At 70.5% G+C, this 16,640-nt stretch carries 17 protein-coding genes; 11 read left to right on the top strand and 6 right to left on the bottom strand.

Translation table 11 applies throughout. From position 1 onward, the window contains the following. Window positions 1–195 precede the first annotated feature (195 nt). Together H4Q84_RS03650 and H4Q84_RS03645 are read left to right on the top strand one after the other, a co-directional pair. The gene (locus H4Q84_RS03650; protein WP_248582050.1) at window positions 196–804 is read left to right on the top strand and encodes an allophanate hydrolase subunit 1; all 609 of its coding nucleotides are present in this window, start codon (window positions 196–198) and stop codon (window positions 802–804) included. Continuing rightward, window positions 801–1,646 (top strand): biotin-dependent carboxyltransferase family protein, encoded by an 846-nt coding sequence (locus H4Q84_RS03645; RefSeq protein WP_248582049.1) that lies wholly within the window; start codon window positions 801–803, stop codon window positions 1,644–1,646. The genes H4Q84_RS03650 and H4Q84_RS03645 overlap by 4 nt, the downstream gene beginning before the upstream one ends. Here H4Q84_RS03645 and H4Q84_RS03640 read toward each other — a convergent pair whose 3' ends face one another. Then, complete coding sequence (locus tag H4Q84_RS03640; protein ID WP_248582048.1) at window positions 1,647–2,957, bottom strand: DNA polymerase IV; 1,311 nt, start codon at window positions 2,955–2,957, stop codon at window positions 1,647–1,649. It lies immediately after the preceding gene. Between the two features lie 159 nt (window positions 2,958–3,116). On the opposite strand from H4Q84_RS03640, the gene H4Q84_RS03635 reads away from it, so the two are divergent. Then, window positions 3,117–4,076 (top strand): DUF4192 domain-containing protein, encoded by a 960-nt coding sequence (locus H4Q84_RS03635; protein WP_248582047.1) that lies wholly within the window; start codon window positions 3,117–3,119, stop codon window positions 4,074–4,076. Between the two features lie 38 nt (window positions 4,077–4,114). After that, a complete protein-coding gene (locus H4Q84_RS03630) occupies window positions 4,115–5,581 on the top strand; it encodes a glutamate--cysteine ligase (RefSeq protein WP_248582046.1) in 1,467 nt (488 codons plus the stop codon). 7 nt (window positions 5,582–5,588) lie between these two features. On the opposite strand, the gene H4Q84_RS03625 is transcribed toward H4Q84_RS03630, so the two are convergent. Next, entirely contained in the window at window positions 5,589–6,011 is a 423-nt protein-coding gene (locus tag H4Q84_RS03625; RefSeq protein WP_248582045.1) for a hypothetical protein, read from the bottom strand. A gap of 134 nt (window positions 6,012–6,145) precedes the next feature. Between H4Q84_RS03625 and H4Q84_RS03620 the strand changes: the two genes are divergently transcribed. The 6 genes from H4Q84_RS03620 to H4Q84_RS03595 all read left to right on the top strand — a co-directional run bounded on the left by H4Q84_RS03620 (window position 6,146) and on the right by H4Q84_RS03595 (window position 11,061). After that, complete coding sequence (locus tag H4Q84_RS03620) at window positions 6,146–6,547, top strand: universal stress protein (RefSeq protein WP_248582044.1); 402 nt, start codon at window positions 6,146–6,148, stop codon at window positions 6,545–6,547. 9 nt (window positions 6,548–6,556) lie between these two features. Then, window positions 6,557–7,396: a VOC family protein gene (locus H4Q84_RS03615; protein ID WP_248582043.1), complete on the top strand. Its 840-nt coding sequence runs from the start codon at window positions 6,557–6,559 to the stop codon at window positions 7,394–7,396. Window positions 7,397–7,405: 9 nt separating this feature from the next. Then, window positions 7,406–7,909, top strand: a complete 504-nt coding sequence (locus tag H4Q84_RS03610) for a GNAT family N-acetyltransferase (RefSeq protein WP_248582042.1) — start codon at window positions 7,406–7,408, stop codon at window positions 7,907–7,909. Then, on the top strand, window positions 7,906–8,469 hold the full coding sequence (locus H4Q84_RS03605) for an HhH-GPD-type base excision DNA repair protein (RefSeq protein WP_248582041.1): 564 nt from the start codon (window positions 7,906–7,908) through the stop codon (window positions 8,467–8,469). The genes H4Q84_RS03610 and H4Q84_RS03605 overlap by 4 nt, the downstream gene beginning before the upstream one ends. A 119-nt stretch (window positions 8,470–8,588) precedes the next feature. Next, window positions 8,589–10,082 (top strand): RNA polymerase sigma factor, encoded by a 1,494-nt coding sequence (locus H4Q84_RS03600; RefSeq protein WP_248582040.1) that lies wholly within the window; start codon window positions 8,589–8,591, stop codon window positions 10,080–10,082. A gap of 10 nt (window positions 10,083–10,092) precedes the next feature. Beyond that, window positions 10,093–11,061, top strand: a complete 969-nt coding sequence (locus H4Q84_RS03595) for a M28 family peptidase (RefSeq protein ID WP_248582039.1) — start codon at window positions 10,093–10,095, stop codon at window positions 11,059–11,061. Window position 11,062: 1 nt separating this feature from the next. Here the strand turns inward: H4Q84_RS03595 and H4Q84_RS03590 are convergent, their stop codons facing one another. From H4Q84_RS03590 to H4Q84_RS03575, 4 genes are all read right to left on the bottom strand, one after another. Continuing rightward, complete coding sequence (locus tag H4Q84_RS03590) at window positions 11,063–12,139, bottom strand: CapA family protein (RefSeq protein WP_248582038.1); 1,077 nt, start codon at window positions 12,137–12,139, stop codon at window positions 11,063–11,065. Between the two features lie 382 nt (window positions 12,140–12,521). After that, window positions 12,522–13,349 (bottom strand): DMT family transporter, encoded by an 828-nt coding sequence (locus H4Q84_RS03585; protein WP_248582037.1) that lies wholly within the window; start codon window positions 13,347–13,349, stop codon window positions 12,522–12,524. 9 nt (window positions 13,350–13,358) lie between these two features. Continuing rightward, the gene (locus H4Q84_RS03580) at window positions 13,359–13,835 is read right to left on the bottom strand and encodes a DUF456 domain-containing protein (RefSeq protein ID WP_248582036.1); all 477 of its coding nucleotides are present in this window, start codon (window positions 13,833–13,835) and stop codon (window positions 13,359–13,361) included. Window positions 13,836–13,923: 88 nt separating this feature from the next. Further along, a complete protein-coding gene (locus H4Q84_RS03575; RefSeq protein ID WP_248582035.1) occupies window positions 13,924–14,157 on the bottom strand; it encodes a hypothetical protein in 234 nt (77 codons plus the stop codon). 405 nt (window positions 14,158–14,562) lie between these two features. Between H4Q84_RS03575 and H4Q84_RS03570 the strand changes: the two genes are divergently transcribed. Further along, window positions 14,563–16,635: a DNA topoisomerase IV subunit B gene (locus tag H4Q84_RS03570; protein WP_248582034.1), complete on the top strand. Its 2,073-nt coding sequence runs from the start codon at window positions 14,563–14,565 to the stop codon at window positions 16,633–16,635. Window positions 16,636–16,640 lie beyond the last annotated feature (5 nt).

Raw genomic sequence — 16,640 nt, 5'->3', positions numbered from 1 at the left:
GGAGGCCTGATCGATCGATCGGATGTCACCCAGCCGGTCAAACCGAAGGGCTCTTGATGCTCATACCATCAAGAGCCCTTCACCTTTTCTCCCGTGCGTGACGAGACGCCTCAGAGTCTGATGCGCTCCGCAGAGGCCGACAACCAACGGCCGGTGAAGGCCGTGTGACGGGCAGACTCGGGGGAGGATGTGGCCATGGCGGCCTACCTCGACCTGCGCTCGGTCGGCGCGCACGCGGTGCGTGCCAAGGTCGGAGAGACCCGGAGCGCGCTGGCCCTGGCTTCGTGGGCCCGTTCTGCGCGCGTGCCGGCGGTCGAGATCGTGCCGGCCGCCACGACGGTGCTCTTCGACGGCGTCGCCGATGTCGCGGCCGTCCGTGACCTGCTGGCGATGTGGCCGGGTGACGTGGACGCGGCGACCGAGGGCGACCTCGTCGAGATCCCGACCGTGTACGACGGACCCGACCTGCCCGAGGTCGCGGAGCTCTGGTCGATGTCGGTCGACGACGTCGTCACGCGCCACGGCGCCACCGAGTTCGTCGCGGCGTTCTGTGGGTTTGCGCCGGGCTTCTCCTACCTGGCCGGCCTGCCTGATGAGCTCGCGGTGCCGCGTCGTGCGACGCCGCGCACTCGCTGCGGGGCAGGAGCGGTGGCGCTGGCCGACACCTGGTGCGGGATCTATCCCAACGACTCTCCGGGTGGCTGGCAGCTGATCGGCCGCACCGACGCCGCCTTGTGGGACGCAGGCCGCGACGCGCCGGCCCTGCTGCCGCCGGGGACGCGCGTGAGGTTCGTGCCGGCATGACGCTCCGCGTTGTCGATGCCGGGGCGCTGACCACCGTCCAGGACCGCGGCCGGTTCGGCCTCGCCCACCTCGGCGTGCCGCGGGCCGGCGCGCTCGACGGCCCGGCCGCGGAGCTGGCCAACCGCCTCGTCGGCAACTCCTCCGATGCGGCGCTGCTCGAGACCACCTTCTCCGGGATCTCGTTCGACGCCGGACGCGCGCTGGTCGTCGCAGTGACCGGCGCGCGGTGCATCGTGCGAGTGGAAGGGCGGTCGGTCGCGTTGGCCGAGCCGGTCTCAGTGCGGTCGGGCGCTCGCGTGGAGATCGGGCCGGCTGTCGACGGCGTGCGTTCGTACGTCTCCGTGGCCGGCGGCATCCACGTCGCGCCGGTGCTGGGCTCGCGGTCGACCGACACCCTGGCCTGGGTTGGCCCGCCCGTCGTGTGCGACGCAGACGTGTTGCCGGTCGGTCGCCCGGTGGGCGATCCCGTGGGGGTCGACCTCGACCCACGCCGACGCCCTGCCCCGGTGCTGCGGCTCCTGCCCGGCCCGCACGGTGACTGGTTCCAGGGCGACGTGCTTGCGCGCCTCGACGGGACGTCGTACGACGTGGCGACGGAGTCGAACCGCATCGGGCTGCGCCTGTCCGGCCCGCGCATCGCCCGCTCCGGTGCGGGAGAGCTGCCGAGCGAGGGGATGGTGCTGGGCGCGGTCCAGGTGCCGCCGAGCGGCCAGCCGGTGGTGCTTCTGCACGACCATCCGGTGACCGGTGGCTACCCGGTGGTGGCCGTGCTGCACCCTGATGACCTGCCGGTGTGCGCCCAGGCCCGGCCTGGCGACGTACTCACCCTGCGACTGGCCTGATCACTCCTCGGCAGGCCGCGCGAGGGGTGCCAGCAGCGGGTCGTCGGTGGAGAACGACCGCACCGGGCCGGGAGGGGTGTCGCGGGTCTCGAAGCGCACCGTCACGACGCCGCGGCCCGAGCCCCACACCCAGCCCTGGCCGTGCTCCTCGTGGGTGACGTCCATGCCGGGCGCCCAAGTCGTACGACGCGACTCCATGAGGCCGGGCACGTCGGCGTGCTCGTCGTCGGGCTCCTCGGTCTCGCCGAACAGGTCCTCCTGGATCCAGTCGGCCAGGCCGGAGACACCGACGCCCAGCAGGCGTACGCCACCGGAGGTGTCGAGGTCGGCCAGCAGTCGGCGGGCCAGCCGGCCGACCGTCGACGCGCTGTCGGTGGGCGCGGTCAGGGTCGACGAACGACTCAGCGTGGTGAAGTCGTGGAGGCGCACCTTGATGCTCACCGTGCGGCCCGACAGGCCGTTCTTGCGCAGCCGCTCGGCGACCTGCGAGGCCTGCCGGGTGAGCAGTCCCTCCATCAGCTTGCGGTCCATCAGATCGGTGTCGTAGGTGCCCTCGACGCTCACCGACTTCGTCTCGCGCTCCGCGACCACGGGCCGGTCGTCGTCAGCACGTGCCAGCCGGTAGAGGCCGTGGCCGTGCGCGTTCCCGAGCAGCCGCACCAGCTCGTCCTCGCTGACCGTCTCGAGGTCGGCGACCGTGGTGATGCCGGCCCTGCGGAGCCGTTCGGCGGTGGCGGGGCCGACGCCGGGGATCACGGTGGCATTCATCGGCCGCAGCAGGTCGCGCTCGGTGCCGGGGAGCACCACGGTCAGGCCGTCGGGCTTGTCGATCTCGCTGGCGATCTTGGCGATGAACTTCGACGACCCGACGCCCACCGATGCCGTCAGGCCTCCCGTGGCCTCCACGACGGCGGCGCGCAGCCGCTGGGCGCAAGCGGTGACAGTGGCGACCTCGTGGTCGGGTAGGTCGGCTGCGCGCAGGTCGACGAACGCCTCGTCGAGCGACAGCGGTTCCACGAGAGGGGAGGTTGCGCGGAGCAGCGCCATCACCTGCTCGCTCGTCTCGCGATAGGCGTGGAAGCGGCCGGTCAGGAAGGCGGCGTGCGGGCACCGGGAGCGCGCCTCGCGCGTCGACATCGCCGAGTGCACGCCGTACGCCCTCGCCTCGTACGACGCGGTGGCGACCACACCACGGCCACCGACGCCGCCGACCACGACGGGCTTGCCCCGCAGCGACGGCTTGTCGCGCTGCTCGACCGACGCGAAGAACGCGTCGAGGTCCAGGTGGAGGACCGAAGCATGGGCGCGCACGCGTCGATTCTGCGTGAAACCGGCCGGAAGTCGTCCACAGACCCACCCAAACGTGCGTTACTCACAGGCGCTGCGCGCGGCCGGCTGCTCGTCGGTGGTCGCGGGAAGCGTGGACCCATGACCAGAAACCAACAATCCCGTCCTGTCCACCCACCTCCCATGGCCAAGCTGACCGCCCGGTGTCCCGACGACCTGCTGGCCTTCGTCCCGGTCGCGCTCGGGTTCGTGCCGGAGCAGTCGATCGCGATGCTGACGTTCGGGCCGGGGCCAGGCTTCCACGCGCGTGTCGACCTGCCGACCGACCCGGCCGACACCGACCTCGTTGTCGAGGCACTGGTCGAGCCGTGCCTGCGCCACGACGTCGACCGTGTGGTCCTCGTGCTCTATGCCGACGGCCCCGGGGCGGTGCGCGAGGTCGCCGACCGGCTCGAGTCGGGGTTCGCCCGCGAGGGCATCGTCGTGTTCGAGATGATGTGCGCCGACGGGCAGCGATGGTTCCCCATGCAGTCCGGTCGGCCGCCCGACCTCTACGACGGCGTTCCGTACGACGTCTCCATCCATCCGTTCGCAGCGGAGGCCGTGGTCGCCGGGCTGGTGACGCATGCCTCGCGCGGTGACCTCGCGGCGACGCTGGCGCCCGATCCGGCCGCGGTCGCGGGCGTGAAGGCCGCGCTCGGTGACATCGTGCCGGCGCAGGGCAGTTGGGTGCGCCGGCTGACCCGGCGCCATGCGCGGGACGGCACGGTGCCCGACACTGCCGACCTGGCCCGGTTGCTGGTCTCGATCACCGACCCGGTGGTCCGCGAAGCCGCCTGGTGCGCGATCAGCCGAGCCGAGTCGCGCTCCCACGCCGTGCTCTGGACCGCAGTGTTGCGCGCTGCGCCGCCCGGGCTTGTCGTCGGTCCGGCCGCGGTGCTCGCCTTCGCCTGCTGGCTGGCCGGACACGGCGCGCTGGCCTGGTGCGCCGTCGACCGGGCGCTGACTGCGGACTGCGACTGCAGCCTGGCCGAGACCGTCTCGGGGCTGCTCGTCGCGGCGGTGTCTCCGGCGCAGTGGCAACCACCCGGCTGGCCGCCTCCTGGGTGCGAGGAGGCCCACGCCGCGGGCGGCGCTGCCTGACCCTGCTCCAGTCGGCGCAGGTGCCCTATCGTGCGTGCATGGGAGAAGAGGTTGAGGCACAGGAGTTCTCACGCGCCGACCGCACGCGGCATCGCGAGAAGGTGCGCCGATGCCTCGACGTGTTCGCGCGGATGCTGCGTGAGGCGAGGTTCGACACCGACGACCCGATGACCGGGCTGGAGGTTGAGTTCAACCTCGTCGACGAGGCCGGCGACCCCGCGCTGAAGAACGCCGAGGTTCTCGCGGCCATCGCCGACCCCGACTTCCAGACCGAGCTCGGCCAGTTCAACATCGAGATCAACGTGCCCCCGTCGACCTTGCGCGAGGGCGGCTTCGCCCAGTTCGAGGACAACCTCCGCCGCAGTCTCAACGACGCCGAGTCCAAGTCGGCCAAGGTCGGCGCGCACATGGTGATGATCGGCATCCTGCCCACGCTGGCCGAGGGCCACATGGGCATGAGTGCGTTGAGTGCAAACCCACGCTACCGGCTGCTGAGCGAGCAGATCCTGGCCGCCCGCGGCGAGGACATCTCGATTTCCATCTCCGGCGCCGAGCGGCTCGAGACCACCGCAGACTCGATCGTGCCGGAGGCCGCGTGCACGAGCACTCAGTTCCACGTGCAGACCTCGCCCGACGACTTCGGCGACTACTGGAACGCCTCCCAGGCGATCGCGGGGGTCCAGCTCGCGGTGGGCGCCAACTCGCCGTACCTCCTGGGCAAGCAGCTGTGGCGCGAGACCCGGATCCCGCTGTTCGAGCAGGCCACCGACACCCGCAGCGAGGAGCTGAAGGCTCAGGGTGTCCGGCCCCGGGTGTGGTTCGGCGAGCGCTGGATCACCTCGGTGTTCGACCTGTTCGAGGAGAACGTCCGCTACTTCCCGGCGCTCCTGCCCATCAGCGACGAGGAAGACCCGCTCGAGGTGCTCGAGGCGGGCGGCACCCCCAAGCTGCACGAGCTGCGGCTGCACAACGGCACGGTCTACCGGTGGAACCGGCCGATCTACGACATCGCCGACGGCACCCCGCACCTGCGCGTCGAGAACCGCCTGCTCGCGGCCGGCCCGACGGTCGCCGACACCATCGCCAACGCCGCGTTCTACTACGGGATGGTGCGTGCGCTGGCCGAGAGCGAGCGGCCGTTGTGGTCGCAGATGTCGTTCAGCGCCGCCGAGGAGAACTTCCACGTCGCGGCCCAGCAGGGCATCCACGCCAAGATCTACTGGCCCGGCATCGGTGGCGCGGTCAGTGCCACCGAGCTCGTGCTGCGCCGGCTGCTGCCGATGGCCTACGAGGGCCTCGACTCATGGGGCGTGCCAGCTGCCGACCGTGACCGGCTGCTCGGCATCATCGAGCAGCGCTGCCTGACCGGCATGAACGGCTCCGAGTGGTTCGTGGGCAGGATGAAGGACCGGGCGAAGGAAGACCGCTACGACGCCCTGCGGGCGACACTTCTGGAGTACACCGAGCGCATGCACACCAACGAGCCGGTGCACACCTGGGACTGAACCCACCTCACGACCGGGGGCGCAGCCGGTCCCACGCGCGGCCGGCGCCGGTCGTGGGCTCGCGCCAGCCGTGCCGGGTGACCACGACGAAGCGGGTCGACAGCCCGGCTTCGGCCAGCGCCGCGCGGCTCGCGGAGGACCAGGCCAGGTCGGCATCGACCACCGACAGCGGACCCGGCCGGGTGATCCACAGCCACGGTGCAGCGGCGCGCGGGCGAACCCGGTGCACGAGGGCAGCGGCGACCTCGGTGCGCAGCGCGTGGTCGAGCCGGTCGTCGACCCCGATCTCGAACCAGTGGGCCGGGCCACCCGGCATGCCTGCGCCGACACGGATCGCGAACCTGCCGCGCGGGTTGCGGGTCTTCAGCTCGAGCACCGCGGACCGCAGGCCGCGCCGTTCGGCGGGGGAGAAGTCGTCGGTGCCGGTCATGTTTCCACCCTGCCCGAGAGCGACCCGCGCCTGCTGTGCGCTTCCACAGGCTCCCGCTTGCCGGTCGGATTCGATACGGTGCCCACGGAGCGGTGCGGTCGACGCATCGCCGCAAGGCAGCGAGGAGGCCGTCAATGGGGACTGTCGTGGTGGGGTACGTTCCGAAGCCCGAGGGAGATGCGGCGCTCAACACCGCGATCGACGAGGCGAAGCTCCGTGACGCCAAGCTGGTCGTGGTCAACTCGCACCGGGGAGGCGCCGACTTCGACGGCCCCGCAGCCCGCAAGGCCGAGTCGGAGATGGACAGCGTCCGCACCCGCCTCGACGAGTCGGGGGTGACCTACGACCTGCGCCAGATGGTGCGCGGCTTCGAGCCGGCCGAGGACCTCATCAGCATCGCCGAGGCCAACTCCGCTGAGCTGATCGTCATCGGCCTGCGTCGCCGTTCACCGGTCGGCAAGCTGATCCTGGGCAGCAACGCCCAGCGCATCCTGCTCGACGCGCCCTGCCCGGTCCTGGCCGTCAAGGCTGGCTGAGGGGTTTGCGTGGGCAACATCGAACCGCTCGCCCGGACCTACCCGGCAGGTGTCACCTGCTGGGTGGAGTGCGAGCAGCCTGACGTCGCGGCCGCCGTGGACTTCTACGGCGGCCTGTTCGGTTGGCAGTTCGCGGACGTGCTGCCCGAGGGTGCTCCCGGCCGCTACGTGATCGCCACGCTCGACGGTCTCGACGTGGCCGCGCTGGCGGGTCCGGCGACCGGTTCGGCCGCGTGGTCGACGTACGTCGCGGTCGACGACGTCGATGCGACAGCGGCCGCCATGGTCGATCTCGGGGCCAGCTTGGTGGCGGCGCCGGAGGATGCCGGACCCGGTGGCCGCGCCGCGACGCTGACAGATCCACAGGGGGTTCTGGTGCGGCTCTGGATGGCCCGCCGTCGGCTGGGTGCCCAGGTCACCAACACACCGGGCGCGTGGAACTTCAGCGACCTGCACACCACCGACCCGGCCGCGGCGGGGGAGTTCTACAGGAGTGCGTTCGGCTGGCGGGTCCTCGACCAGGGCTGGGGTACGGCGATCCAGGTGCCCGGCTACGGCGACCACCTCGAGGCGACGATCGACCCCGAAATCCGTACCCGACAGGCCTCCGCGCCAGAGGGCTTCGAGGACGTCATCGGCGGCATCGCCGGCGTCGGTGACGGCGAGCACCCGCACTGGCACGTCACCTTCACGGTCGCCGACCGCGACGAGGCCGCTGCGACCACCGAGCGGCTCGGCGGCACCGTGGTCTTCTCCGACGAGAACGACTGGACCCGCACCGCCCTGGTGCGTGATCCCCAGGGCGCTGTGCTGACGCTCAGCCAGTTCGCCCCGAAGGACTGGGGCTGACGGCTGGCCATGGAGTGGTCGTTCCGGCCGATGGAGGTCGGCGACCTCCCTGGCCTCTTGGTCCTGCAGGAACGCGGAGCGGTCGCGGCCCTGGGGAAAGTGTTCCCGCAGGAGACGTACCCGTTCCCCCGGGACGCCGTCCGAGAACGGTGGGAGTCCGAGCTGGCGAGCCAAGACATGACCTCGTACGTCGCGACTGCTCCCGACGGGCGACTGGTCGGCTTCGCGGCTCGCTGGGAGGACGAGGTCATGCACTTCGGCACCGCGCTGGAGACGTGGGGGAGCGGTCTGGCCACCTGGCTGCATGACGAGCTCGTAGCGACGTACGCGCCCGAGGTGACTCAGCTCCGGCTCCGCGTGTTCGAGGGCAACACCCGGGCCAGACGGTTCTACGAGAGGCTCGGGTGGATGGCCACTGGCGAAGAATCTCGGACTTCTTTCCCGCCCCACCCGACGCTTCTCGCCTACGTCCTCGACCGCGCTGACCGGCACGCGGCAAGATGTGGGGCATGAGCTTCCACATCACCGGCGACCCGGCTGCCGACGCCGTACTCGACGAGTCACCGTTCGCACTGCTGGCCGCGATGATGCTCGACCAGCAGTATCCGATGGAGCACGCGTTTCGCGGGCCGGCGAAGGTGGTCGACCGGTTCGGCACGTTCGACCCGGCGGCGATCGCGGCGGCCGACCCGGAGGAGTTCGCGGCGATGGCCATGGTGACGCCGGCGATCCACCGGTTTCCGGGCTCGATGGCCGCGCGACTGCAGGAGCTCGCAAGGATCGTCACCGACGAGTACGACGGCGATGCCTCGCGCATCTGGACCGACGCCGCTGACGGCAAGGACCTGCTCAAGCGGATGATGGCGCTGCCCGGGTTCGGCAAGCAGAAGGCGCAGATCTTCGTGGCACTGCTCGCCAAGCAGGTGGGGGTTCGTCCCGAGGGCTGGGAGGACGTCGTCGGTGCGTACGCCGAGCCGGGGTATCGCTCGGTCGCCGACGTCGTCGACGGTGCGTCGCTCCAGAAGGTGCGGGACTTCAAGAAGGCGAAAAAGGCCGAGGCGAAGGCCACCTGAGGGCTCCTCACCCGCGGCCAGCCGGGGCCATGGTGGAAGTCCTGGGAGGCCGTGGCAGAATGACAACGCGGCTCTTGACTTTACCGGGCCTTGCCGCGCCCCTTTGTCGTTCACGAGAGGTGTTCGTGTCTTCGAACGCACGCAAGTTGCTCCCCGCCGAAGTCCTTTCCCACCCTGCCGTGACCACCCTGGTCGAACGCGGCGCCGCCTCGGGTCAGGTCTCCCCTGATGAGGTACGCACGGCCAGCGATGACGCTGCGATCGAGCCCCGGCACCTCAAGGCACTGCTGACGCATCTCAGCGGCCTCGGCATCACCGTCGACGTCTCGGCAGTCGGCACCCGTGCCGCCGCCGCGGCGACAGCACGCAAGACCACCACCGCCAAGGCGCCGGCGAAGAAGGCAGCGGCCAAGAAGCCGGCCACTGAGCGGGAGCCCGCCGAGGCGGCGCCCGCAAAGAAGGCGGCCGCCACGAAGGCGCCCGCCGCGAAGCAGACAGCTGCTGCCAAGAAGGCTGCTGCTGCGCTGGATCCCGCGGCGATCGGTCCCGACGGCAAGAAACTGCTGCCCGATATCCCGGACGACCAGTTCGAGAAGGACGTCGTGGCCGACCCGACGATCAAGGAGGACGAGAAGTCCGCCTCGTTCGTCGTCTCGGCAGCCGACGAGACCGACGAGCCCGAGCAGCAGGTCATGGTGGCCGGCGCGACGGCCGACCCGGTCAAGGACTACCTCAAGCAGATCGGCAAGGTGCCGCTCCTCAACGCGGAGATGGAGGTCGAGCTGGCCAAGCGCATCGAGGCCGGCCTGTTCTCCGACGAGAAGCTGGCCAAGGGCGGCAAGGTCAGCCCCAAGCTGCACGAAGAGCTCGAGTGGATCGCCGAGGACGGCCGCCGGGCCAAGAACCACCTGCTCGAGGCCAACCTGCGACTCGTGGTCTCGCTGGCGAAGCGCTACACCGGCCGAGGCATGCTCTTCCTCGACCTGATCCAGGAGGGCAACCTCGGACTCATCCGTGCAGTCGAGAAGTTCGACTACACCAAGGGCTACAAGTTCTCGACGTACGCCACGTGGTGGATCCGTCAGGCCATCACCCGCGCCATGGCCGACCAGGCTCGCACCATCCGCATCCCGGTGCACATGGTCGAGGTCATCAACAAGCTGGCCCGCGTGCAGCGCCAGATGCTCCAGGACCTGGGCCGCGAGCCCACCCCGGAGGAGCTCGCCAAGGAGCTCGACATGACCCCCGAGAAGGTCATCGAGGTCCAGAAGTACGGCCGCGAGCCCATCTCGCTGCACACCCCGCTGGGTGAGGACGGTGACTCCGAGTTCGGTGACCTCATCGAGGACTCCGAGGCGATCGTCCCGGCCGACGCCGTGTCGTTCACGCTCCTCCAGGAGCAGTTGCACGCCGTGCTCGACACGCTCTCCGAGCGCGAAGCGGGCGTGGTCAGCATGCGGTTCGGCCTCACCGACGGCCAGCCCAAGACGCTCGACGAGATCGGCAAGGTCTACGGCGTGACGCGCGAGCGCATCCGTCAGATCGAGTCGAAGACCATGTCCAAGCTGCGCCACCCGAGCCGTTCGCAGGTCCTGCGCGACTACCTCGACTGACGACTCGCACGTGAAGGCCGCGCCCGCCCCGCTGTTGCTGGGGTTGGGCGCGGTCCTGTTTCTGGGCTGCTCCGCCAACCCAACCGTACGGCGCGCCGACCCGCCACTCGTCGAGTCGGCGTCCCCGTCGGCCAGCGCCTCGGTGGCGCCGGGGCCGCAGCTGGAGGCGCCCACCCGGCCACGGCGGTTCGACGTGACGATCGCCCGGCACGCCGTGCAGCACCTCGCCGGCGAGATCGGGCCGCGGCACGCCACCAGCCCGGCCTTCATGGAGGCCACCGAGTGGGTCGCCGCCCGCTTCGAGCAGGCGGGTCTGCGCGTCCGGCTCCAGCGTGTGGAGACGCCGGGCGGGGTCTCGTGGGGCGTGCCGGTCGAGGCCGGCGCGTCGTTGAACGTCATCGCCGCGACGCCCGACTACGTGCCCGACGAGCCACATCTGGTCGTCGGCGCGCACCTCGACACGGTGCCGCAGGCACCCGGTGCCGAGGACAACGCCTCGGGCGTCGGCGTACTCCTGGGCGTCGCGCAGGCGATCCAGGACCGTGAGACGCGGCTGCCGGTGGTGCTGGTCGCGTTCGGGGCCGAGGAGCCGCGCGGGGAGGGCGACGCCAACCACCACTACGGCTCTCGCGCGTACGTCGAGTCCCTCACGCCCGGCGAGCGCGAGGCGGTGCGCGGGATGATCTCGCTCGACCGGGTCGGGGTCGGCTCGGTCGTCCCGGTCGGCTCGGCCGACGAGGGCCGCGACCGCCCGGCCGACGCCGTGGCTCGGGCCGCGAAGCAGGCCGGGGTCCCGGTGGTGCGTGAGCTCAACCGGTCCAGCGACCACTGGTCGTTCGCCCGCGCCGGGCTGCCCGGTGTGCGGCTCGGCAGCACGCCGTACGCCGGGTATCACTCCGCGGGTGACGTGCCCGAGGTAGTGGACGACCGTCAGCTGCGCTGCGTCGGGCGCATCGTGCTGGCGTGGCTCAGCAACTGACTCAGCGCCCCATGTCGGCCAGGATCGCCTTCGCCGCGGCACCCCGGACGATCCGCGGCGCGAAGTCGGCGCCCATCCGGTACGGCGTGAAGACGACGTCGTCGAGCCGGTCGTCCTCGAACGTCGCGGTGAGGGTGACGCCCTCCATCGTCGGCTGGCTGAAGTCCATGTCGAAGATGAAGTTGCCGAGCGAATGGGCGATCACCGCACCACGGTGCCGCTCGGTGCCCTGGACCCAGTGCGGGTGTCCGCCGGCCACCAGGTCGGCGCCCGCGTCGACGAGCCGGCGCCCGACGAGCGACTGCACGGGCCAGGGAGTGTGGGTGTACTGCTCGCCCCAGTGCGGGAGTACGACGACCACGTCGGCGCGCTCGTCGAGCCGGCGTACGGCCCGCAGCACGTGACGCAGGTCTGCTTCGTCGAGCGGCCCGGTGCGGGGTGGCATCCGCACGCTGAGGGCTCCCGACGTGCCCGGAGCAGCCTGCGGGGTCTCGCCGATGGCGTTGAAGCCGAGGAAGCCGAAGGTGACCCCGTCGTGCTCGAGCAGCGCGGGCCGCGAGGCCTGGCGCAGGTCACGCCCGGCGCCGAAGGCGCTGATGCCGCTGCCCTTGAACTCCTCGACCGTGTCGAGGAGAGCAGGGGTGCCGTAGTCGCCGGTGTGGTTGTTGGCCAGCGACAGGGCGTCGAAGCCCGCCTCGCGGAGGTCGGCGAGCACCGCGGGCGACGCCGCGAAGGAGTCGCCTGCCGGAACCTGGGCCGGCTCACCGCGCTCGGACAGCGTGCTCTCGAGGTTGCCGACGGTGAGGTCGGCCTTCTGCAGGTGGCGCCTCATGTGGAGTAGCGCGCCGGCCGGCGTCGTACGAGCTGTCACGCCGCGGTCGAGCATGATGTCGCCCACGATCGTGACCTTCGTGACCACGGGAGCGGGCGCCGGGGTCGGGGCGGGCGCCGACGACGCGCTGGTGGGCGACGGGCTGGGCGACGGTGCCGCTGCGTCGCGTTCGCCCGGACCGGTGCATGCCACGAGCATCGCGGCGGTCACCAGCGCGAGGCCCAGGCGGGGGTGGGTGCGTCCCATCCGCGCAACTGTGGCACGAGGCACGCAACCTGCGAACCGCAGTAGCCTCGTCCGGTGGGTGTGGCGTCACGACCACAGCAGTCGTCGACCGAAGAGTGCCCCCTGCAAGCCGTTCGACTCGCCACCGCTGCTCTCGCAGCCACCGCCGCCGTCGCCCTATCGGCACGATGACGGGCCGACACGACAACCAAGAGCTCCTGTCGTGTGCGAGCAACCTCGAGCTCGACTACGACAGCGCGAAGGCGACGCACTGGGCGAGCGGGCGTGCTTCGACGACCCCGACGAGGTGCGGATCGCGACCTGGGTGAAGGACACGACGGCTCGCACGTCGTCACCGAGTGGTGCCCATCCGTCGCGCCTTCACCGACTGGCTGGCCGCGTCCTAGCCCGCCGCCACCAGCGCGACCGCGACCCCGCAGAGCAGCAGACCGAGTGCCTGCGCGCGATGCACATGCTCACGGAGCACGACGACCGCCAGCAGCACCGTGGCGGCCGGGTAGAGCGACGTGAGCACCGCGGACACCGCGAGCAGCCCCCGGTGGGTGGCCAGGAGGAAGGCGAGCACGGCCAGGCTGGCCAACAGGCCCGCAACGGCGCCCCACCAGTCACTGGCCGCGCGCGGCACCCAGGACTGACGCAACGCCACGGAGAGAGTCACGATGAAGGCCATCGAGACCAGCTGGGTCATGGCCAGCGGCCAGTAGCCGGCGCCGTCGTCCACCTGACCCGTCCCGGCGAACAACAGGCCGAAGCCGATGCCGGCAAGCACTCCATCGAGTACGCCGGCGGAGGGGGCACTCGACCCGCCCGGCTCGCGGGACACCAGCCAGATGGCCGGCACCGCGGCGCCGATGCCGAGCCACACCAGCGCCGACGGCCGCTCGCCGGTCGCCACGCCGGCGACCACGGGCAGCAGCGCCGCAAAGATGGCTGAGATCGGTGCCACGACGCCCATCCGGCCGAGCGCGAGGCCGCGGTAGAGGAAGGCAGACCCCATCCCGCTGCCGAGGCCTGCGACCCCACCCCAGGCGAGGTCGCTGCCAACTGGGTCGCCGGGAAGGGCCAGGGCCAGCACGACCGCGCCGAGGAGGGCGCCGATGGCAGCCATGATGGCGACCGGCCACGCCGACGTGCGACGTGAGGCCAGGCCGGCAACGAAGTCGGAGACGCCGTACGCGACGGCGGCGGTGAGCGCGAAGAGGACAGCCATCGGACCGGGTCAGGCGACGAACGCGCCCACGACCCACGTCGCGGCGGCGAGCATGCCGGCGACCAGCTCGATCAGGATGCTCAGCCCGACCGCCTTGAGGGCATGCTTGGTCGACGGCCAGGCCTCCGCAGCACCGACGCGGACACGTTCGGCGGCATAGACGCCGCCCACGAAGCCGACGAACAGCCCTACCACCGGGATGACGAAGAACCCGACGATGCCGACGACCGCGCCGAGCAGCAGCGTGGTGTTGGGGACGCCGGTTGTCTTCAGGCGACGCCCCGGCACGGCGTACTTCACGACCGTGCCGCCGACGAGGAACGTCGCGGCGATGCCGAAGACCACCCAGGCGGTGTTGGTGCCGACCTCGAGCGCCCAGACGAGGATCGCGCCGAGCACGAGCACCGAACCCGGCAGGACGGGGACGATGATGCCGGCCAGGCCGACGGCGATGGCGATGGCCACGGCGATGGTGGTGAGCGTCACCGGGTCAGCGTCCCACACGGTCCGGACATGCCAGACGGCCCCGGACCGTGAGGTCGGGGGCCGCCTTGTAGGTCAGTGGTGGTGTCGATCAGTGCTCGCCATCGGGAGCGGGAGCAGGTGTGTTGGAGAGCTTGTGGGTCTCGTCCACGACGGTCACAGCAACCTCGCGGAGCGCATCGGCGTGCTCGCGGGCGTGGTGAGCGCAGAAGAGCAGCTCGCCGCCGCTCTGGAGCTCCACCCGAAGGTAGGCCTGAGCTCCGCAGCGGTCACAGCGATCGGCCGCGGAGAGCGCGGCGGCACTGGGGGCAACGGCAGTAGTCACATCGGCCTCTTCCCATTGAGTGGTGAGCGTGTCATCTGGTTCGTCTCGTTCGTATTCATCGGTACCTCTTCAACGTAGCCAAGGGTGCAAATCATTCCCTGGTGCCTCGGTCCGACTGTTGTTCATCCCATCACACCGAGTTCTACCCCGAGAGACCGCATCCACAACGCGAAACGGCCGATATGCAGGTACTTCGTTTCTGCATCGTGATGCGGATTGCGTTTCGCACTGATTCACCGTAGGCCGCATCGGCGGATCCGCCCGGCAACGGGGCGCCGAGTCGTCGTACGGCGTGTCGGGATGGCCTGCCTCCCGCTGTCCGCCGTCGCGGGTAGGTTTGGACAACTGTCCGGAGCGAGAGTCAGCCCTCCGGACGTGACCGCATCACGATGGGACAGGACGTTCGTGGCAGCACCGACCGACAACTCGTACAACGCAGCACACCTCCTCGTTCTCGAGGGCCTCGAGGCGGTGCGCAAGCGGCCGGGCATGTACATCGGCTCCACCGACACCCGCGGCCTGATGCACTGCCTGTGGGAGATCATCGACAACGGTGTCGACGAGGCGCTGGCCGGCGCCGCGCACCGGGTCGAGGTCACCCTGCATCCCGACGACTCGGTCGAGGTGCACGACGACGGACGCGGCATCCCGACCGACAGGGAGCCGAAGACCGGGCTGCCCGGTGTCGAGGTCGTGGCCACCAAGCTGCACGCGGGTGGCAAGTTCGGTGGCGGTTCGTACGTCGCCACGGGCGGCCTGCACGGCGTCGGACTCTCGGTAGTCAACGCGCTCTCGGTGCGGATGGACATCGACGTCGAGCGCACGCCGTCCGAGCAGGGGCTGAGCTTCCGTCGCGGCGTGCCCGGTGTCTTCGACGGCGACGGTCCGCTTGCGTCGTTCACGGCGAAGTCCGGGCTGTCGCGCAAGGGCAAGCGGGTCGCCAAGGGCCGGTCCGGCACCCGCATCCGCTTCTGGCCCGACCGTCAGGTCTTCACCAAGGACGCGACGTTCGAGTTCGAGGGGCTTCTCGGCCGGGCCCGCCAGACGTCGTTCATCGTGCCGGGCCTCGAGCTGGTCATCCGTGACCTGCGGGGCGACCAGCCGGTGGAGGAGAAGTTCCGCCACGACGGCGGCATCGCGGAGTTCGCTGAATACCTCGCAAACGACGAGCCCGTCACCGAGGTGCTGCGGCTGCAGGGCTCCGACACGTTCACCGAGACGGTGCCGCTGCTCGACGCGAAGGGCCACATGACGCCGCAGGAGGTCGAGCGCGACCTCCAGGTCGACGTCGCCCTGCGCTGGGGCACGGGCTACGACACCGAGCTGCGCTCTTACGTCAACGTCATCGCCACGCCCAAGGGCGGCACCCACGTGAGCGGGTTCGAGGGCGCCGTCACCAAGACGTTCAACGAGGTGATGCGGTCAGCCAAGGCACTCAAGGTGGGCGACGCCGACGTAATCAAGGACGACGTCATGGAAGGCATGACGGCCGTCGTCACGGTGCGGCTCGCCGAGCCCCAGTTCGAGGGTCAGACGAAGGAGATCCTCGGCACTCCGGCCGCGCGTGGCGTCGTACGCAAGGTCGTCGGTGCGGAGCTTAAGAAGTTCCTCACCTCGACCAAGCGGGCAGAGAAGGCGCAGGCCAGGCTGGTGATGGAGAAGGTCGTCGGTGCCTCGAAGACCCGGATCGCCGCGCGCCAGCACAAGGAGACGCAGCGCCGCAAGAACGCGCTGGAGTCTTCCGCACTGCCGACCAAGCTGGCCGACTGCCGCTCCAACGACACCGAGCGCACCGAGCTCTTCATCGTCGAGGGTGACTCGGCGCTCGGCACGGCCAAGCTGGCCCGCGACTCGGAGTTCCAGGCGCTGCTGCCGATCCGAGGCAAGATCCTCAACGTCCAGAAGGCCTCGGTGGGCGACATGCTCAAGAACACCGAGTGCGCCTCGATCATCCAGGTGGTCGGTGCCGGCTCGGGGCGCACCTTCGACCTCGACTCCGCGCGCTACGGCCGGATCATCTTCATGGCCGACGCCGACTCCGACGGCGCGCACATCCGGTGCCTGCTCGCGACGTTGTTCTTCAAGTACATGCCCGACCTGATCACGTCCGGCCGGGTCTTCACCGCGGTGCCGCCGTTGCACCGGATCGAGCTGTCGAACCCCAAGAAGGGGATGGACAAGTACGTCTACACCTACTCCGACGACGAGCTCCAGCGCCGCCTGGCGGAGCTGAAGAAGAAGAACATGCGCTGGAAGGACCCGGTGCAGCGCTACAAGGGTCTCGGTGAGATGGACGCCGATCAGCTGGCCGAGACGACCATGGAGCCCCGCCATCGCACCCTGCGCCGCCTGACGGTCGACGACGCCGTGGTCGCGGCCGAGGTGTTCGAGCTGCTGATGGGCGCCGACGTCGCGCCACGCAAGGAGTTCATCGTCCAGGGTGCCTACGAGGTCGATGCGGAGACGCTCGACGCCTGAGGACC

This window comes from Nocardioides sp. InS609-2 (assembly GCF_023208195.1).
Lineage (GTDB): Bacteria > Actinomycetota > Actinomycetes > Propionibacteriales > Nocardioidaceae > Nocardioides.
Note: the sequence above shows the minus strand (reverse complement) of the source record. Positions and strands in the feature narration are given on the sequence as shown.